Origin of the sequence: Cytobacillus luteolus (assembly GCF_017873715.1) — a bacterium.
Taxonomy (GTDB): Bacteria; Bacillota; Bacilli; order Bacillales; family Bacillaceae_L; genus Bacillus_BV; species Bacillus_BV luteola.
Genome location: NZ_JAGGKM010000001.1, coordinates 844,840 through 865,605, shown reverse-complemented (window position 1 = coordinate 865,605; position 20,766 = coordinate 844,840). Strand labels below are relative to the sequence as shown.

Sequence of the window (20,766 nt, the reverse complement as noted above, 5' to 3'; positions counted from 1 at the left end):
TGAATTTCTTTCTTATGTAGTTATACCACTTACTTATATCTATTTAATATTTCTTCTGGAATATGACAATAATCATCTGGACATCTAGCTAATCGATCTTGATGTTCTTCTGCACTTATAACATAGTTTGTAAGAGGCAGTACTTCAACTACTATAAGGTCATAATCATCCCTCTCACTAAGAAACGCCTTCGCCTCTTTTAAGTGTTGAGGCTTTTCACTATATACTCCTGTTCTATACTTCTCGCCAACGTCCTGGCCTTGTTTATTTAAACTGTATGGATCAATGATTTCAAATAAATACCCCATTAATTCACTGATTGTTACAACCGTCGGATCAAATTCTGTTTTTACACACTCCGCGTACCCATCATAATCACCCTCAAGTGTAGGACTTGTTCCATTAGCTCTCCCCGCTTCTGTAAACGTAACACCAGGTAATGTTTTTATAAAAGCTTGGACTCCCCATAAACATCCACCTGCCAAATATACTACTTCCATAATAACTCTCCTCTTTGTTTATAAAATACTTTAAGTTTTAAAGTTTTACGAGCATTCAAATTCAAAGGTAATCTATATGCATATACTTAAATTCCATTATTTAATAATAATACTATGTAAAAAATAAGTTATCTATTATGTAAATTGTATTATAATAAAACTTGATTCATATAGAAAGTAGGTAAATCAATGAACTATGATGAGAAGCAATTAGGAAAAAAGAGAAATTACAAACCGTTTATTATTGTTACGACAATACTTCTGAATAGTGTAATCTTTATTTTAGCGGGGATACCAGGAGTAGAGAATTTTACTGCTTTTGATCCTACTATTCTACCTTTACTGAATGCCATTTTTAATAGCTTCACATTTCTATTTCTTGTTGGAGCACTTATTGCCATTCTTAAGAAAAATGTACAAGTACACCGTCGCTTTATTTATGCAGCTTTTACAACTACAGCACTCTTCCTGCTCACCTACACGACATATCATTATATAGCTGAGTCAACACCATTCGGTGGTACAGGATTAATAGCCTTTATTTATTATTTTATCTTAATCACACATATTCTATTGGCAGCCATTATTGTTCCACTTGCATTAACCTCGGTTGCAAGAGCTTGGAATATGGAAAACGAGCGACATAAAAAAATTGCTAGGTGGACCATGCCCTTATGGTTATATGTAAGCTTAACAGGAGTACTTATTTACGTGATGATTTCACCATATTATTAAGTGAATAGTTTGAGAGAGTAAGCGTCCTTAAGGGACGCTTTTTTTGCATACTTGGCAACTGATAAGAGGTGTTACCTATCAAATATTTAGGTTCAGTATGTTTATCTAAGACCTTTTAGTGGAAAAACATAATAAATCATCATATAGGAGGTATTCAATCTATGATTTATCAGGAAAGAATTGCCAAATTACGAAATTTGATTCTGCAAAAACCAGATAAGATGTTATCGTTATATTTAAACACAGATCGAAGAGATCAAGAACAGCAGGACGGTAAGTGGAAGATTGCCTTGAAAACTGGATTTAATAGATTAGAAGAATATTTGAAGGTTAGTAGTGAGGAAGAGCTGAAACGTCTACATTCAATTCGTCAGAAAGTAGAAAAGTATATTGAGAACTTAGGAAGAAAACGGCCGCGTGGGATTGTCATTTTTGCTTCTGAGGATAGTGGTGTTTGGGAAGTCTTTGAATTACAGGTTCCCGTTGAAACTAGGTTTTATTGGGAAGAGAGACCTGTATTAGACCAACTGACTGAATTGCATAAACAATATCCCTTAACAGCTTTAATACTCATGCAGCAAAATCAAGTAAAAATCCTCAAAACCAACTTTGCCCATTTGGAAGGCTCAGAAACGATTGAAGTTGATCTAGTGTTTGATGATTGGAGAAAGAATGAAGGTCCTTCCCATGTTAATTCAAGCATGGGGGGTAAAGCAGTGAAAAGTGCTAACCAAGTGGATCACTTTGAAGATCGTGTGAAGGAAAATCAATATCGCTGGATAAAAAGTCTTGGTAGTAAGCTGGATAAAAAAATTGCAGATGAAAAATTTGAGAAAGTGATCTTAGTTGGAGATAAAGAAGAAGGAAAAATGCTTGATAAGAATATGAATAAGCAAATAGATACTATTATTCAAAAAAATTTATTTAATGAGAATGAACATAGGGTTGTTGAAAAATTGTTTGATGTAAATAAATAAAGATTGCATAAAATGAAGTCAGTCCTTGTTTTAGGACTGGCTAACTTTGTTGTTCATTATTTGTTACCAAAGTTGATGTGAAAAGCATAATGAAAAACAGGGGGAATCGCTCCTTATTGGTTCTTCAATAGGTGTTTAAGGTCTTTTATTTCACTTTCGTGCTTCACAGAACGAGCCGCTAAAGTATCAATGATCCTTTGTTGATCTTCTAGTGTATCTTTAAGTTCTCCTGTCCTTTCATCAATATGTTTCTCAATGTGTTCAAAGTATGGTCCTAGACCATTGATTAAATTATCTTTAATACTAGAAACGTCTCCCTGTAGTCCTTGCTGTCCTTCTTTTAGTTCTAGCTGTACTTCTTGCAGTCCTCGCTGTCCTTCTTTCAATTCTAGCTGTACTTCTTGCAGTCCTCGCTGTCCTTCTTTCAATTCTAGCTGTACTTCTTGTAGTCCTCGCTGTCCTTCTTTCAATTCTAGCTGTACTTCTTGCAGTCCTCGATATCCTTTTTTCAGTTCTTGCTGTCCTTCTTTCAGTTCTTTTAGGTCATTGAGAATTAATTGTAATGTTTGCTCCATTAAAAATCACTCCGAATTCTTTTTTATAGTATAACACGGTTAAGAGTTAGAGTTTAAATATTTCAAAGGATGGAATCAGCAAAGGAAAAAAACGTACAAATCTAGAATTATCGTTCAAGCTGACCTTTAATTCGCGAGTAGTCCGTTTTTTCTTAAGCAACTATGTAATTTTAATTGTGAATCTCTTCTTTTTCTTTTTCTTCTTCTTTTTCTTCTAGTATTAAGTTTACAGGTGGTGTATGCCCGGGAAGTGAACGTGTAATTCTTCCATCTGTAGAGTTAATCCAAAATGAAAATCGATTCGATGGAGAAAATCTTGCTGCAACAAAGCACGTTCTCGTTAACTGCTTAAATATGATAGAAGAAGACACATTAGAAACTTCGATATAGCTATCATCCTTAAATTTAATGATTGTTTTTTCACCATTATTGGCTGGGTAAGCATCAATAAAGTTATGAGCAATTATCCAAATGCATTCATATTGCTCTGGCGAATGTGTTGGAACTGCATAGATGTAATCATGTGTTTTAATCGGTGCAGGAACTTTTTGCGTAATGCCAGTGTAGCGCTTAATCGCTTTTCGTCTACCATCATACGAAGCTCCCCCATCTTGGCAACTATCGTCTACCACCTGAAACGGTTTTCTTGAACAATAAAAAACTCCATTCAAATCAATGATCATGGTTCGCAATGTTTCATGCGCAAATGGTAACAAAGCAAGTGTTGTTTCTCCTATTAAGTAATTTTCTTTGATCTTCATTTTCTACTCTCCTTATAGTGATAATAGTTTTCAATTAACCTTACAAGTTATACTATATAAAATATTATGAAATATTAGAATAGTAATTCTTAAACATTCAATAATTTGTCATATTTTGTCATATTTTGTGATTTAGGTCACTTAAAATGGGTGGATTGGTGTGAGATGGGTCACAAAAAAACCTACCTGGAGAGGTAGGGTCAAAATTCTTGGTAGTTAAAGTCTTTTCTTCTTAAATTCCATTACCGAATATGGAAAGCTATTACATTCTACTCCTAATAAATAATGGGAAGCAGGAATCAAGCATAAGGATTCCTACTTCCCATTTATTTTTGTGCCCCTGCCAAGGAATATCATTTTAGCATATTTTATTGAAATCTAAAATGGTGTTTATAGCCCAACTGAATTCAACACCACTTTTGGCTTTCTAGTTACAGTCACAATAGACCATCTCTCCATTTACAAATCAGCAACAATAGTCATAAGGATGAAGAGGAGGCTGTGCTTTGAATATCCATTTAGGTTTATACTTAGGATCCTTCCAATGCCATGCACCTAAAGCAGCTGCACATGCATCAATGGAATGACTTTCTTCTTCTATTTCAATAGGAATTTGAGTAAGTTTCTGCTCTGTAAACCACGTCCGAATAAAGCTTCTAGCTGAACGTACTTGCTTGTAAGTTAATGCAACTTCTATGTCTTGTTTTGATAGTCTCGAGCCAATAACCGCTCCTGGATGAACTTCCACTATAGAAATTGGATACTTGACGTTCAAGTTCTCTATTTCTCTACTAAGTTTAATCCCTCTTAATGTTAAATACACCATTCTATTTAAGGTAGGCGGCATGATGGACCCTGGTTTCATTCCTAGAGATACAATAAACTTTCTTAGTTCCCGATCACCTTTCCTATCTCCTCCCCCGTCCTCATAGGATAAGGGGGCATCGATTCCAATCACAACCTCATCTAATTGACTTTGCTCATAAATCTCAGTTAAGATTTCCTGATCACTTATATTACTCATCCACTTAACAAATTGCAGTTCATTTTGCTTTTGTTCAAAAACAGTAAGAACCGTATCCTTATGATTACTTGGCCCTGATAAATCGATTCCAATTACTCTCATATAGATCCTCACTTTCGCAAATCAATAGACGAACTTTAATATCACCTTTCCTTTGTTAAGTAATCACACCTTTTAATGAAAGCTAGACTCCACGCTTATTTCCCCAAATATAGGTATGAAGTTGAGGTAAAACCTTTACGTCTTTACACTCATGATCTAGCATTGTCTTATTAATTAACCATTCATATTTCTGCAATAACAGTGATACTAACTTCAGGTTATCACTTGTTTTATTATTTTCATTTCCCACCTGTAGGAAGAAGGGAATGTGAGGATAACGATGGTGGACTTTTTTCGCATAGTTGTAATCTTCATCATCAAAAACAACCACTTTTAAACTCGTATTCTGTGTTGTTTGTCCTTCAGATAGATTGTTAATAATCATGTCAAGAGCTTCAAAATCCGTTACCATCCCTGAACTAGGTGGCTTAGGAGAAAGGGTTAATTCATCAATTTGTAAAAACCAATCCTGCCACTTGCTTCCCTGTGTTTCAAGACCAATTTTTATATTGTTTGATTTTAATAGATCAATTAAGAAACTCAAATTTTTCAATAGTGCCGGATTTCCTCCTGAAATGGTAACAAACGAAAAACCTTCCCCACCAAGTGATGTAAGTTCATTCCAAATCTCTTCTGCTTCCATTTGCTTGGTCATCTCTTTACCAGTTCCATCCCACGTAAAGGCAGAATCACACCATGAGCAAGAATAATCACAACCTGCCGTTCTTACAAACATCGTCTTTTGGCCAATGACCATTCCTTCTCCTTGGATCGTCGGTCCAAATATCTCCATAACGGGTACTTTACTCAACTTCCATCCACTCCCGTCTTACCTCTGCATAACTCGTAGGTGTTTCATATAAACGAACAAATTCAACTCTGACTCCGTTATATTGTTCAGATCTCTTGTTTAAAGACTCCATCATCTTCTCATAGATCCAAACAACCATATTTTCCGCAGTTGTATTCATTTTAGGTAACGTTTCATTTAGATAACGATGGTCAAGGTAGATTTCAATTTCCTTTTTCCAAATCTCTTTTATATCACCAAAATCAATTACAAGGCCAATCTCATCTACAAAACCACTAATCCCAAACACTACTTTGTACGTATGCCCATGTAGATTCTTGCATTTCCCCTCATAACAATGAAGGTGATGAGCCGCATCAAATGTAAATTCCTTACTTACTAACACGCGCTTTTTATGGTATTGTAGTTCACTCTTTTTGATATCTTTATCCATCTTTTGAAGATTTTCTACAATTCGAAAACCAAAGAAATCATTCGTCATCATAATTCATTCCTTTCACGTGAAGTAAGGTAGTTGTCTAATCCATTTTTTCTTAACTTACATGCGGGGCACTCCCCACAACCATCCCCGATTACACCTTCATAACAAGTAAGTGTTTTTTCACGCACAAAATCAAGTGCATCTAATTCATCAGCTAACTTCCATGTTTCTGCCTTATCCAACCACATCAGTGGCGTATGAATCACAAACTGCTTATCCATTGAAAGATTAATTGATACATTGAGAGATTTTACAAAAGCATCTCGACAATCTGGATATCCACTAAAGTCTGTTTCACATACCCCAGTAATGATGTGCTTAGCACCAACCTGGCTTGCTAACACAGCTGCAAATGATAAGAAAATCAAATTACGACCTGGTACAAAGGTTGAAGGTAATTCTCCATTCTCCCCTTCTTTAATCTCTATATCATCACGAGTTAATGCATTCGGAGCAAGCTGATTTAACAGTTGCATGTCTAACAGATGGTGCCTAACATTGAGTTCATCTGCTATCGCCTTTGCACACTCAATCTCTTGTTTATGTCGTTGATTATAATTAAAAGTCACAACCTCAACTTCTTTAAAGGTTTGTAGTGCCCAAAACAAGCAAGTTGTACTATCTTGTCCACCACTAAAAACCACAATTGCCTTTTCATCTTTTAACATGTTAAATACTCCTTTTTTAAAAAGAAAAAACAGTACCCCCAAGATAGAAGTACTGCTTCCTCTTAGTTTTTTTAGAGAGGGGTGCTAGAACCTCTACCGCTTTTTGGGCGGATTTATTATTTGTAATGTTATAATATCATATTTTTTGAGAGGAGTTTATATTAAAAAATATGGTAGGGGGGATTCGGATTAAAAAAAGAGCCCATAATGAGCTCTTATCAGTTAGATTTACGTTCAAAATGCTGATGTAATCTATATTCACATATCTCCTGTGTCCATTTAAAAAGTATGTCTTGATCTTCTAAACCAACGTCACCTAAATCAATCCAGAACTGATTATCAACGAATTTAACAAGTTCCTTGGAACTACCACTCCATTTAGTCATTGGCATTGTCGTTATTAACTTACTAATTCTTTCCTCGTTGTACTCCCAGAGTTTCTTTGACCCAGCATCGGAAAAATCAATTCGTTTACGGTACTCTTTTTCAGTTAAATACTTATGGAAAAAAGGAGCTACTTCTTCTGCTGTAATTGGTTTATACCAATCTTGTTTGCCTCGATATAGCATAGATAACAACACAACCATTTTATAGCTCTTACTCATACTTGTACGCTCAGCTTCTATAAACCAATCACTGAACTTTTTGTATACCTCATTTTCAACATCAGTAAGTTCCTCAGCCCAACTTAGGAATCCAATGTAAGAATAGAACTCTTGTTTATATTGACTTGTATCGGCAATTCCTTTTAAATGAAGTTCTAAGTAGCTAGGTCTTCTACCTAGTTCCTGTTTCACTTTAAAATAGCTATCATACAACTGTTGTTTTCTAGGCTGCCTTTTTCTAGCCAATTCTTCAAGTAAATTGACTACTTGCACTTCCAAGTCAATAAAACAACCTATAGGCACTTCTGGCTGAATTTCGCTTACCTTTTTCTTCCTGTCACGACTGGATGTATCAAATAAACTCAGTTTTATATCGGCATTACGATAGTTCCCAATTAAATCAATGATTACACAGTGCCTTTTCTCCGAATGTAACCGTAGCCCTCGCCCAACTTGCTGAGTAAATACTGTTAAAGACTCCGTTGGACGCACAAATAATAGTGTATCTACTACTGGAATATCTACACCCTCATTAAAAAGATCTACTGTAAAAATAGCATCAAGCTTTCCCTTAGCTAAGAGCTTTGTCGCATCTGCACGACCAATTTCTGTTTGCTTAGAATGAAGACTTACTGTTTTATAGCCTTTTGAATTAAAATAATCCGAAAGAAATATGGCTTGTTTGATTGATGAACAAAATACAATAGTGCGAGTTTGTTTATGCTTATTCCACGCATTAACAATCCTTTCTGCCATCTCTTCTCTTAACTGTATTTGAAGTAGTTCTTCTTCAGCATATCTATTACCTAACCAAGTAATTTGACTGTAATCTGTATCATCATAAACTCCAAAATATTGAAAAGGAGCAAGCCATTGATGCTGTATGGCCTCCAAAAAATCAATCCGATAAGCAACGTTTCCATCACAAATCGCATACACATCGCGATTATCATTTCTATCTGGTGTAGCAGTGATACCTAGTAAAAACGATGGTTTAAAATATTCTAGAACACGTTGATAAGAGTTTGCCGCAGCATGATGGAATTCGTCAATAATTATTAAGTCAAAGTCAGTTGGATCAAAGAATTCTAAGTGTCTTTTCATACTTAATGTATAAATTGAAGCGAGAACAGTATCAGCTTGGCCTTCTTTTTCTTTACCATTGTATATTCCATAGACCTTATCAGGTAATACCATTTTAAAAGAATTACGTGCTTGGTGAAGAATCTCCTCACGATGGGCTATAAACAATACACGTTTAAAATTTTTTGCAAAAAAGGCTGCTAAGTACGTTTTACCTAGCCCTGTTGCCATAACCACCATCGCCGAAGAATAGCCTTCTTCTAAGGTAGTGTTCAATTCTTCAAGAGCATCAATTTGAGCAAAACGAGGTTGAATTTCTCCATATGGTGCAGCTGTTTCTTTAACAAATTCACTTTCCTCAGTTTCTACTTCTACTGTATTTGGAAGCGTTAACTCAATTTCTTCTCGTTCTGTCCACTTTCTTACTAGATTAGGATATGCTTGATGGTATTTATCATAATCTTTCTCATAAGATTTAATCGTTTCTATATTAATTGTTATAGTCTGAGGATGATAAAAAATCTTTGTGAATTGATCCAAAGCCTCTTGGAACGTGTCTCTCTCTATTGATTGATCCATGCCAATATTCCACTCAATTCCTGTTGTTAAAGCAGATCTAGAAAGATTGGAAGAGCCAACAATCAAACAGCCCTCGTCCTGAAACTGAAGTATATAGGCCTTTGGATGAAAGGATATTCCTTTACTTTCCCAAAGACGGACTTCAATTCTTTCATCAATAGCTATTAATTCCCTTAACGCATCTGGTTGAGTGATAAATAAGTAGTCACCTGTACATATCTTAACATCAGCTCCACGTTCCACCGCCTTCTTCAAAGACTCTTTAAGCACTTGAATTCCAGATTTCATCACAAAAGACGTCAAAATATAAATAGAAGAAGCCTTTTCAATTCCTTGAATTAGCTCCTCTTTTAAATTACTAGTAATTAACTTGATGTTAGTCATCTAGGACCTCAACCAGGAAAATTTTATCCTTGAAGCCTCCGCGATCAACTGCTTTCTTTTCTCTTATCATTTCTACCTCATCAATAGATGAACCATTAGCCTCTGCTAGTGCATGTAAGATTTCAAGAAGGTCTGCAAGTTCTTCCAGTGCATCTTCTTTGTTTGTTGTATTCATGTATTCTTCTAATTCTTCGAAGCTTTTCTTTTTTAGTTCAATCATGTATTCTTCATCTGATAGGATTTGCGTGATTGGTTTACTGCCTAATTTTTCGATGATTGTTGGGATTAGGTCTCGGACTAGTTTGTTGTAGGTTGGCATGGAATCTTCCCCTTTTGTAAATTTTTCTTTTTTAGTATAACACCAAGGATTGGCTTGGAAATTTTACTTAATGCCAGTCAATTGTCATTCAACAACATTACGAATTTAGAATAGTCAAAACTAAAATTCATAACTTGTCAATTTTTATGATTCAATTCGAATTAAATAGGTCACAAAAAAACTACCTAAAAAGGTAGGGAATAAATTCTTGTTTTATTAACTAGATATCTTAAGGACGTTCAGATTGATATTTTTATCAATGAGAACGCCTACTATTAAAGACTACAATTCAAACAATTTCAAAATCTCGTCCATATCATCTGAAGGTTCCGGAGTAAGTATATCTCCTTCAATTGCTTCTATCATTCGTCCTTCTTTTTCCTTTAGTCGTACATAAATCTTTTCGTCAATGGTGTTTCTTTGATGTTCATCTTCATTTTCTAACATGAAGTAGTAATATTGTGTATATTGTCCTTCTGGTAATCCTAATCTATGTATTCGATCTCTCGATTGTAACATATGAGTTAGGTTGAAAGAGTACTCTAAATAGATTGCATCATGACAAGTTTTATGAAGTGACACTGATTCAGCCAAGGTATGTGGGTTTGTAATAAGTACTTCAATTTCAGTTTTCTTAAACATATCTATTATTTTATCCCGATCCTTTTGGGGGGTACTTCCATAAATAACAGCTGCTTTAATTCCTTTAGAGCATAACTCCCGATACACTTTATCAATCGTATTTACAAACATACACCATACAATAGATTGCTTGTTCTGTTGATGTAGTTGTTCAACTAATTGTAACGCTCGATAGAATTTTGTTGATTCAGTAACTTTTCGGATTATTTTTATTTCTTCCTCATTAAAAGATACTGTATCAGTTTGAAACTCATCATCCCAGTCTTCCACATACTCATCTCCATACATTTCAATGAAGTCAATTGTCTTCAACAAGAGTTCTGGATTTGCCGAGGCCTGGATTAAACGGATATATAAATTGAATGGCGAATTACCATATTTACGATATAGTAAATCTATAATTTTCTGTTCTTCATGTGTCATAGTACATTTAATTATCATGTCTTCATTAGCCATTGGTACTTCGAGCTGCTTTTTGTTAGTTCGCCAAAAGAAAGGATATAACTTCTCATTTATTTCTTTAGCTTCTATTGGGCTGGGATTCTTTAATTCATTTAACTGGAAGTTAAAGAACATCTTATACTCTTCCATATAAAGGATATTTAAGAAGTTATAGATATCTTGATAGGAGTTTGGAATTGGAGTTCCAGTTAATACAAATTTATAAATCGGCTTTTCAGAAATACGTTTTGCAACCTGTGCCCGAATACTTTGTACCCCTTTAATTTTGTGTACCTCATCAAATACAAGAACAGTCTTCTCGTCAATAATATCTGATAAAGCGTATTCATACTTCCCAAGAGACTCATAATTAATTAAGATTAAGTTCATATTTGATCCATTAAGACGAAGATGTACTTCAGCTGCTTCTTCATCATGAATATCAAGAACTCTTAGTTCCTTTTTGTTTCCAAAGTTTTCTTCAAACTCTAATTTCCATGAGAGAAAAGAGTTTTTGGGGCCAATCATTACAATTTTATCAGCTTTATTAACTGCTGCTGAATTAAGATAAGCAAAAGTGCCATATACCATTGATGTTTTGCCTGCCCCAGGAACAGAGAAATTTGCTGCTTTTTGCATTTGTGTCATATAGAAAGAACTCCACATTTGCTGCTCTCTTAATGTACGCTCTAGTTCCTTTGATACAATAGTTTGAAACTTTTTATAATCGGTGATAACTCTTGAGTCAAGATTTTTAATTAATAGACCATATTGTGAACGTTCTTCAATCCAATACGAGTGTTGCTCAATATACTCTATAAGTCTTCCACTGACTATAAACTTAAACTTTTTCTTGCTAGCATACTTTTCCAATATTGTTATAACTTTTTGCATATCTATGTAGGTAAGATCTGAACGAAAATAAGGATAGCCACTCTTATAGTATTGTTTTAGCTTTCGTGCTAATGCAAAATCATCAGGATTAATTCGATAAGTGTCCAAATTATCTTGTAGGACTAATTGATTATCCTCTATGGTTAAAATTAAGGAATCTTTTGTAAGCATATCGGCATCCACAATAATTCTCCCCTTATCATAGGTCATAATTTTTTTCTTTACTACTTCATTAATTTCTTTAATAAAGATATTTTTCTCTTGAGCTTTGTCATTCCACAATAATTCGAATTCTTTTTGAGCTTTTTCTAATTTCTGGACATCAAATTCTGAGGCTAGCCAAGATGTAGTTATATCAAAAGCCTCATAGTTGTGCGTTATAGCGGCATATGTTTCATTGTTTGACCCTGTAAAATATATTACGTTTCCTTGTTTATCAGTGCAAAGGCCAAATTTAGAATGAAATAAACCATTTGCCTTGAAACCAATCTTTATATCTACGACACCTTTTCCGATAAGATGGGCAAGATTGTAGAAGTTAACTTCCTCATTAAGTGTTAGATAGTCTTCTAATTTACTAAATAACTCCTCCTTGATTTCGTTTCTTAAATCATACCCTTTTTTTATTAAATCAAAATCTTCTTCGCTTATATCTTGAGATATAATTAAACGAAAATGACCACCATTTTTAGTTAAGCCACTAAGGCCCTTAGCATAAGAAGCAAGGGCCTTTGAACTAAAATATCCGCTTACACGATCATACTTAACTGAATTTGATAATACTGGATTATAAAAAGATACTACAGTATCTCCGTCTGTTGTGTAATAGCTTGGTTTTAATGCTAATTGTTTAAACATCAAGCTTGTCCCTCAATAGAATAACCGTTGCTTGAATCTTCTCAAGTAGTTCTTTAAAATCCTCTTTGTTATCTTCTCCCATTCTTGAGACAGCAGTTGTATCAATTGTATCTAATGCTTGGAATGAACGCTCTAATAAATCAATAGGTTTATTACGCGCTGCATCAATTCGGTTTGCTTCAATTTTCTTTTCTATTATTTGATTACTTTCAGTTTTAAGGTCTTTTTTAGCACTGATTTTTTTGTTTATTGTAGAGATATCAACTACATCTTCTTCGTGTAAAGTTTCATATACTTCTTCAACTACATCTTCATACTCTTCAAGAAAGTCCTCAGCATTTTTTGTGTTAATGATATCTCTACCTATTTCCCGAATATGTCGTGTTAGGTCACCCTTATTAGATGTTAGTAGTGAAGCAAAAAGAGCGTTTTTTACATCCTCTTTCTGGTCTTCATTTGTACGATTCAAAATTACCAAAACTTCTTGCAATGGACCGTCCAAATTCAAATCACGTGCTATATAGTATTTTCCTTTTGCATTAATAAACTGCAGAAATTCTACCATTAAGATAGCTTTATCCCTTAGTTTTTCTACTTCTTTCTCTTTTCTGTTCGTAGAATGTGCATATTCTTTAACAGTAAATGTTTCTTTTTCAACTAAGTCTCTGTAGATATCGACTAGATTATCTATTGGATTATAATCAACTGGCCTTTCCTCACCATGCTGTAAATTCAACTCCAAACGCTTAATATCCTTAGGAGAAATTCCCTTTTCTGTATTTAAAATTACAGCCTCAAAGTAATAATCCTTACCTTCTTCTAAATGCAATTCACGAAGACAGGTAAAACGGCGATTACCATCAATGATTCGACCATTTTGTAAGACTACCCCTGGAAGTCGTTGCCCGAATAACTTAATATTAGTTTTTGTTTTATTAAGGGCATTTTTGTTTGATTCTACAATAAACTCATGAATAATATTGTTATACTTTTCCTTATTATCGATACTTAGTTGACCATGCTCGTCCTCATATTTGCTAATATAAGTTGCAATTCGACCATTTTGATCATTATAAAAAAGATATTCAAGAGGTATCCTGAAGACCTCATAGTTATCTGTTTTCCCTTTTATTGTTAGTTTTCGAGTTCCGCTGGTTTTAGAAATATCTTTTCCGATTAACTCTAACAAATTTATTTCTTCCATCGTTAGTATACCTCCTCATAAAAATCTTCTTTATCAATATAGAATTTATATAATTCCTCCGAATAGAAAACATCAGTTTGACCTAGCAAGTATACAACCTTAGATGCTTCTAAAATAATACCATAAACCTCTACCATATCCTCAATCAATTCCTCTAATTTTATTACACGCTTATCCGAAATATAATCGTATAAAAACTCACGTAAGGATAAAATAGAATTTGTCTTTTTAAAAATATAAGTACTTGCTGCCTGAATAGCTCTAAATCCTTCAAAAGTCCAGATTATTCTTTCATAGAAAATTTCAGAGAAACCTAAATTATTTAAAGGATGGTCAAAACCTTCCTCTCTAATCGAGTGGAGAGTAAAATATTTGTTTTCATCACTTTTTATAAAGTCTATTAAGACTCTCTTGTAATCCAAAATATCATTAACTGTAACTCCAGCCTCTGTAAGTTTCTTAAAAGTGATATAGGTATCTTTCTCTACCTTAAATATTTCATAGTTCTTCTCCAAATTATATATAACTGACCCGAAAGTTTGTGTTCGATATACGTCAAGGTGCTCATTAACAAAGTAATCATTTGATAATATCATTCTCCTAAAATAGTCATCCAAGCTATTATAGGAATCACTTAATATAAAATTACTTTTGATTTGATATCCTACTTTGGATAGAGTCATATTATTTAGGAACCTTTCATCAAAGTCGTCCAAAATTGACCTACCTATTTTCTTTACTTCTTCAAATGTATAAATAGGCTTTGTTAGTAGTGATTTTAATTTGGCTATTTCTACATCGGACAACTCTATATAGTCTGTTTTAATAATATCTTCATAAAGGTACTCATTTAGAAACCCAGTAATATAACTAGATAAGGAGTCCTGCCGTAGACCATATACTTCTTCAATGTACTCTACAAATTCCTTTAAAGGTATTGGGGAATATTCTTTAAATAATCCGATAAAAAATTCCTTCTTATCTATCTTCTCTATTGTGAATTCTGGCATTCTTGTATAATAAACATTATCAACCTCTATCGTACGACGATATAAATTGTGCAACTCATATTCAGTACGTATGTCAACTTCTTCCATTAACTCTGGATTTTCTCTGAATATTTTTTTCATACTATATACACCTGAGGCAAGCTCTAGGTGCTCTTTTAATTGATTGATTACATGATTTGTAAGTACTTCAAAATCATAATATCGATAAGTACTCCCTTTTCCCCTGATTACATTTTGACAACGATCACTAATTCCACGTAAACTAGATTCGTCTGATTGGTAGGATTTAGGTAAATTGTTTTTTATTATATATTCATTATATTTCTCAACTATCTCATCATCTGTTACAGCTTCAAGAGCATATTTACTTACGACTTCTTCAAATATACTCATTTTTGACAATTCTTTAATTTCACCTTTTCTACTTAGAAAACAATTAAAATATTTGAGTAGTTGCTTTCTTTGGGACTCAGAAAATTTTATATTAAAAAAGTCATTTATGACAGATTGATTACCTTTTACGTATTTCAAGTTTAAATAATAATAAACCTCAATTTGTTCTTCAAAAATACTGCAAAATAAGTCTTTCGGAAAATTGTATTTCTCAAAGTCTACCCGATAACGTATATCCTCTACAAAAACTGGCATACTATTAATTACTCTTACTTCAATATTTCTTACTCCTTGCCTTGAATACTGGAATTCATTTCCTAGCTCAGCGAGTGTTTTTCCTTGTAAACGCTTAATGAATATTTCCTTATCCTTGAATTCTCCCTTTAAATAATCCATTAGACTTGGATAATATCTTTTTATCCCCAGAGAATTGTATCCAATATAATTATTATTTAACATATCTTGTAAAATTGACTCCAGATTGTCATCATTCACCTTAATACGATATTCACTGAATAAAGTCTCTTGAACCTTATCTACTTTAATCGCTTCATCTAATTTAAGATTCGTTACAATTTCTATGATTGATTTCCTTACCTTCCTATACGGTACTCTCCCTTTCGATGTTTCAACGATTTCAAATGCTGTAATAATTTTTGTGAAAGCACTCTTCCGATTTCCACCTGTTAATTCATTAAATCTCTCTAAAGTAAGTATGTTTAGGTCATGATAAGAAATGTTTAAGTCTATTAAGTTGTTTATAATTGTTCCTGATAATCCTTCATTAGCTAGCTGATATAAGTTATCTTCCTTATCCTCCTTTCTTATATTAGGGATTATTTTGATTATAGTTTCCACTAAAGCAGGCTTGTGAACACCTAGTTCCATAACACTAAGTGTTTTTTCCTCAAAGTCCCTTAATGTAAACCCTGCTCTCACTAGGTTTTTAACTTGATTTAAGGATATGCCAAATATACAAAGAGCATAAAGACTATACACCATTTTTCACCTATTCCACTATTTATATAGTTCGTTATAATAAATTTCCTTGTCCTCATATAGCTTAAGAAGATCCTCAGAGTAAAAATATGTTGTGTTTTTCATTAATCTGATAGCATAATCATAATCAATTTCTAGATTACACATTGAGAGAGATCTCCCAATCAATTCATCAACCGTAAGGGATTCACTGTTTTGAAATATATATCCAATAAAATCATTAGTTGTTATTTCTTGTTTAGATTTAACAAAAACCAATCGGCCATCCATTCTTAAAAACTTCAATCTTCCAGGTCTCATTAATATACTTTCGTAGAATCTATCTTCAAAGCCATACCTCTTTAAGTAATGTCTAAAATGTTTTTCTTCCAAAGTTTGAAGAGTAAAGAACCTTCCAACTTCTACAAACCTCTCTACATTATTTTTATAGTCAATTAAATCTTTTTTAGTAACTCCTCCATTTAGAAGACTGGTATTAGTTATATAAAGATTATCTTCAACCTTCAATAGTTTATAGTCATTCTCGTAATTATCAAGTTTACGTTTTACATAAGGGGTTTGAAATACTGTGTTGTTAGGTATTTGAAAATACGAGGAATTAAAAATCAATGAATCTAAATATTGGTCAATACTTGACAGTTGCTTAGAAATAACAAAATTCTTATCAAGCTTATAGTCAATTGTTGAGAGCATATCGTAATTAACATCCAGCTCATTAAAACTAGGAATTACTTGTTTGACTTTAATAATGAATTCTTCTACTGGGTATACTTCCATCGTTAACTTGGCCTTGATACTATTAATTTCATTATTTGGGAATTTTGCATAGTATTTAGTTTTATTCAATACCCTACAAGTAACATTAGGAATATCCTTTAGGACAAATTCAATATAGGAATTATTTAACCAATATGCCTGCTTAGTAATCATTTGACCATCTGGCAATTCAACTTTATCATTACTATCATTAGCTTTTGGTCGAATATGAGCTACATTATTATCCTTCATTCCTGGTAAATTATTTTTCATAGTAACTTTTTTGCCCACAATTTGCTTTTTAAATTCTACACCTTTTGAAACAACTTCCTTTGTCGTTTCCCATAACTTCTTAACATCTGTATCTAAAGTTTCTTGTGGCATTTGCCACAACTTTATTCCCTTAAAAATTAGAACATTTCCACCACTTACCTTTTTATATTGAAATACTATAAACAAAAAAACTGTTTCAAAAAATTTAAACCTTATTTTACTGTCCATCCATGTTTCATTAATAATTTCTAGAAAATCTACATTTTCAAACGACATTGATTCTTTAGGTTTACCATTTTGCTGTAATCGTATTGTTTTAATGGATAATTTATTGGGAAGAACCTCATTTTCAAGTTTTCGTTTATCTAAACTTTTGTACTCAAACATCCTGTTAACAAGAGTAACAATTGATGCTTTGTTTGAAATTAGATTGGGATTAATATTAATTTTATAGGATATCTCATCAAATGTAAGTCCGGTAAACTCATCTAGTTTATTAGATATTTTAGACTGGAATGCTTTTTTATCAAATGCCAAATTAATCACCTTTATCATATTTAATAAGTAATAAATATATCTTAACATATTTTAACAATTATTTTAGAGTTAACTCTTCTTTTTCAATAGGAATTGTTCGTTATTCATATCATAATTTTAATGTTCGTTAACTAAAAAATCTATTTAGAAGTTATAAAAGAAAAAAATCGAGTGTCTATTTAACAACAGACACTCGATTTTTTAAAATAATTGTAACTGTAACGGTGATTCCTTGATTACCTTTTTGTCGTTTTCTTCTATTTCTCTAATTCTTTTGCCCATTTTTTTAATTAAACCTACTACAAGAGCATTACCCATACAGAAATATCTAGTTCTTTCGGGCATTCCTGTATTCGTCCAACCATCTGGAAAACCATTTAGTAATTCACATTCTTCCGGAGTCAAATAACGAATTCTTCCAGAGTATAAATCCTCTATTACATGGGAGCTTCGATTACATGTTGCTTCTGACGTTAACATCGTTCTACCAGGTTTATCAAGATGATCTGGAAACGCCATGCTACCTTCAGAGTAATAATATTCATGCTCAGTCAACTTTGAAACTCTCTTAACTTTTTTTGCATCTTTTAAATATTTCATTTCTTCCAATTCGGTTCGTCCACTTTTTCTACGTTTTTGATTATCAAGATAATACTTTTCATCAGCAGGTCCATATTTCTCGAAGACCTCTTCTAAAATAGCCCTTAAAGGTTTTGGTTCAAAAATCAATGGTGTTAACTCTCTAGAGAATATTCTACCATCTATCATAGTACCAGAATTGCGATAGGTTTCTTTAAAAAGATTGGAAACATCTAAGATATCAGAAAACAATTCTGAATAAATATCTTTATGTTTTATATGAGGGCCCACATGCACTGGAAACTGTGGAGCAAAGAACCCCTCGGATTGAAGAATTCCTTCAGGAGAAAGGGAACGCTGCTCCCTTGCAAACACTGTATCATTTCGATACGCAAAAATAAAAACTCTTCTTCTACGTTGTGCAAACCCATATTCCGCTGCATTAATAACTCTCCATTCAACAGAATAGCCTGCATCTCTAAAACTTGTAAGCATAATAGAAAAATCTCGACCACGCTGTTTAGAAGGAGATTTTAACAAACGATCTACATTTTCGAGAAGCACATAACGAGGAGTTTTAGACTCCACAATTTTCATAATTTCCCAGAAAAGAACACCTTTTTTCCCCTGAATACCAGCTTCTCCAGATAAAGTCCGAGCAACAGAATAATCCTGACAAGGAAAGCCACCAACCAATAAATCGTGATGGGGTATATCCTCCCAAACCTTTGAAATATCATCATTGACGTGGATTTCTTTCTCTCCAAACTTTTGAGTATAACAATCAAAGGCATGCTGCACTTTCGTAGAAGGTTCCCATTGATTTGCCCAAACAACTTCATAATCTTTGGTTGAGTTTAGACCTTCTAAACCTAAGCGAAACCCTCCGACACCGGCAAATAATTCTACTACTTTTAACATACTAACTATCCACCTTTCGGAAGTTACTACAACTGCTTTATTCTATCAACATCTATATAAGACAATATAATTATTATTAAGGTATTTATTTTAACATAAATTTATATAAATATGTTCATATTGATTACTAAAATTATAAGCGAACGATCGTTCCAAATCAAGAGTTTTATCCTCTGCAAGTTATACCTACTTAGAATATTCGTCGCAAACAAAAAGAAGTAACCGTCCCCCTCACCAAGGTTTGGATAGTTACTTCTTTTTGTAATTTACTTTTACACTGGTGGCCGCTCACTATGCGGCTATAGTTGCTTTGATCGGGTGTTGGTAGCACCTGATCTTTTTTATTTATATATATATTATAGGATAAATTATTCATGTAATGCAACATTCAGTCATCTTTTGTCGTGCAATGTGCTAGTAGATCTCACTAAAAATAACAACCATAAAATAAAAAGCGATCTTTTACCTTTTTATTTCAAAATATCTATCTATCTCCTCTTCAGACTTGAGGTTACCATCTTCATCATACAACTTTGGTAGAAATTTTTTATTGAGAGTTTGATTAATACGTGCGTAGCATTCTCATCGGCTTTCTTTTCTTTCAACGTACTTTCCTTTTTCTTAAAATAAAAAAGCAACCAACCCCGAACATGCACAGCTACCTAGCCATAACACATAAGATAAGTAGCGTTAAAATACAAGGAGGACAAACATGTATACAAATTATTATGGTCCGAGTTATTTTGATTATTATCGTATGCCAAATGACATTCAACTTATAGATGATATCCAGAAAGCAATTAATGCAGAGTATAGTGCTGTTGATTGTTATAAGAAGTTAGCCAAGATGGCACCTACAAAGGATGAAAGGAACAGAATTCTTGAGATACAAGAAGATGAAGTCCGTCATCTCGAAGAATTCAGCAGAATTTATACAAATTTAACAGGAAAAAAACCATCTTATCAGATCATTGAGGAATGTCCAGATACCTATAGGGCAGGAATAGAATTTGCTTTTAAAGACGAACAAGAAGCTGTTGATTTTTATTTAGATATAGCAGATAAAGCAAACGATTCAATCATTAAAGAGAGGTTTCGACGTGCAGCTGCAGACGAACATAATCACGCTATATGGTTTTTGTCTTTTTCTACGAATCCAAGGGTAACACATATTAATCGGCAAATTAACAATTACGGTGCTGAAGGGGCATTAAGTGCCTCAACATTAACGATACCTCAAATGTTGACGTATGCCCTTCAAGACGAATACCTAGCTCAAGCAAGATATCATAATATTCTAGGGAATTTTGGATATATACGTACATTTGCACAAATAAAAGAAGCTGAAATGAGACATATCAATGCTTTATTACCACTTTTTGAACGGTATCAGATACCTTTACCAGAAGATAATTCACAGGCATTCGTTACAACTCCAGAAAGTATTAAGGCAGCATACGCTGCTGGCGTTCAGGGGGAAATAGATAATATATCTATGTACGAAAGGTTTCTATCACTTACGATTCCTAATGATATCCGGACCGTTTTTACTCAACTACGCAATGCCTCTTTGAATCATCTTGCCGCCTTTGAAAGAGGTCTTGCAAGAACTTAACTATAAAGAGACGATCACTTTGAACGTAATCGTCTCTAAA

The 20,766-nt window shown here is 33.4% G+C and carries 17 protein-coding genes; 3 read left to right on the top strand and 14 right to left on the bottom strand.

The window, feature by feature from the left end; all coding sequences use genetic code 11:
• Positions 1–29: 29 nt before the first annotated feature.
• Positions 30–500, bottom strand: coding sequence for a peptide-methionine (S)-S-oxide reductase (locus tag J2Z26_RS04430; RefSeq protein ID WP_193534004.1), 471 nt, complete (start codon positions 498–500; stop codon positions 30–32).
• 189 nt (positions 501–689) lie between these two features.
• On the opposite strand from J2Z26_RS04430, the gene J2Z26_RS04425 reads away from it, so the two are divergent.
• Positions 690–1,235 (top strand): DUF420 domain-containing protein, encoded by a 546-nt coding sequence (locus J2Z26_RS04425; protein WP_193534003.1) that lies wholly within the window; start codon positions 690–692, stop codon positions 1,233–1,235.
• A 161-nt stretch (positions 1,236–1,396) separates the two neighbouring features.
• On the top strand, positions 1,397–2,212 hold the full coding sequence (locus J2Z26_RS04420; RefSeq protein ID WP_193534002.1) for a VLRF1 family aeRF1-type release factor: 816 nt from the start codon (positions 1,397–1,399) through the stop codon (positions 2,210–2,212).
• A gap of 113 nt (positions 2,213–2,325) precedes the next feature.
• Here the strand turns inward: J2Z26_RS04420 and J2Z26_RS04415 are convergent, their stop codons facing one another.
• The 13 genes from J2Z26_RS04415 to dcm all read right to left on the bottom strand — a co-directional run bounded on the left by J2Z26_RS04415 (position 2,326) and on the right by dcm (position 19,111).
• Positions 2,326–2,787, bottom strand: coding sequence for a hypothetical protein (locus J2Z26_RS04415; protein ID WP_193534001.1), 462 nt, complete (start codon positions 2,785–2,787; stop codon positions 2,326–2,328).
• 170 nt (positions 2,788–2,957) lie between these two features.
• A complete protein-coding gene (locus J2Z26_RS04410; RefSeq protein WP_193534000.1) occupies positions 2,958–3,548 on the bottom strand; it encodes a competence protein ComK in 591 nt (196 codons plus the stop codon).
• 466 nt (positions 3,549–4,014) lie between these two features.
• On the bottom strand, positions 4,015–4,674 hold the full coding sequence (locus J2Z26_RS04405; protein WP_193533999.1) for a DUF429 domain-containing protein: 660 nt from the start codon (positions 4,672–4,674) through the stop codon (positions 4,015–4,017).
• An 82-nt stretch (positions 4,675–4,756) separates the two neighbouring features.
• A complete protein-coding gene (gene queE, locus J2Z26_RS04400) occupies positions 4,757–5,485 on the bottom strand; it encodes a 7-carboxy-7-deazaguanine synthase QueE (RefSeq protein WP_193533998.1) in 729 nt (242 codons plus the stop codon).
• The gene (gene queD / locus J2Z26_RS04395) at positions 5,478–5,966 is read right to left on the bottom strand and encodes a 6-carboxytetrahydropterin synthase QueD (protein ID WP_193533997.1); all 489 of its coding nucleotides are present in this window, start codon (positions 5,964–5,966) and stop codon (positions 5,478–5,480) included. The genes queE and queD overlap by 8 nt, the downstream gene beginning before the upstream one ends.
• Positions 5,966–6,634, bottom strand: coding sequence for a 7-cyano-7-deazaguanine synthase QueC (queC, locus tag J2Z26_RS04390; protein WP_193533996.1), 669 nt, complete (start codon positions 6,632–6,634; stop codon positions 5,966–5,968). Before queC ends, queD begins: the two co-directional genes overlap by 1 nt.
• Positions 6,635–6,852: 218 nt before the next feature.
• Entirely contained in the window at positions 6,853–9,285 is a 2,433-nt protein-coding gene (locus tag J2Z26_RS04385; RefSeq protein WP_193533995.1) for a DEAD/DEAH box helicase family protein, read from the bottom strand.
• On the bottom strand, positions 9,278–9,604 hold the full coding sequence (locus J2Z26_RS04380) for a nucleoside triphosphate pyrophosphohydrolase (RefSeq protein ID WP_193533994.1): 327 nt from the start codon (positions 9,602–9,604) through the stop codon (positions 9,278–9,280). The genes J2Z26_RS04385 and J2Z26_RS04380 overlap by 8 nt, the downstream gene beginning before the upstream one ends.
• Before the next feature lie 282 nt (positions 9,605–9,886).
• On the bottom strand, positions 9,887–12,439 hold the full coding sequence (locus J2Z26_RS04375; RefSeq protein WP_193533993.1) for an SNF2-related protein: 2,553 nt from the start codon (positions 12,437–12,439) through the stop codon (positions 9,887–9,889).
• A complete protein-coding gene (locus tag J2Z26_RS04370) occupies positions 12,432–13,643 on the bottom strand; it encodes a ParB/RepB/Spo0J family partition protein (RefSeq protein WP_193533992.1) in 1,212 nt (403 codons plus the stop codon). The genes J2Z26_RS04375 and J2Z26_RS04370 overlap by 8 nt, the downstream gene beginning before the upstream one ends.
• Positions 13,644–13,645: 2 nt before the next feature.
• Complete coding sequence (locus J2Z26_RS04365) at positions 13,646–16,045, bottom strand: hypothetical protein (RefSeq protein WP_193533991.1); 2,400 nt, start codon at positions 16,043–16,045, stop codon at positions 13,646–13,648.
• Positions 16,046–16,063: 18 nt separating this feature from the next.
• Positions 16,064–17,611: a MutH/Sau3AI family endonuclease gene (locus tag J2Z26_RS04360; RefSeq protein WP_193533990.1), complete on the bottom strand. Its 1,548-nt coding sequence runs from the start codon at positions 17,609–17,611 to the stop codon at positions 16,064–16,066.
• Positions 17,612–17,812: 201 nt separating this feature from the next.
• Complete coding sequence (dcm, locus tag J2Z26_RS04355; RefSeq protein WP_193533989.1) at positions 17,813–19,111, bottom strand: DNA (cytosine-5-)-methyltransferase; 1,299 nt, start codon at positions 19,109–19,111, stop codon at positions 17,813–17,815.
• 712 nt (positions 19,112–19,823) lie between these two features.
• Between dcm and J2Z26_RS04350 the strand changes: the two genes are divergently transcribed.
• Entirely contained in the window at positions 19,824–20,726 is a 903-nt protein-coding gene (locus J2Z26_RS04350) for a ferritin family protein (protein WP_193533988.1), read from the top strand.
• Positions 20,727–20,766: the final 40 nt, after the last annotated feature.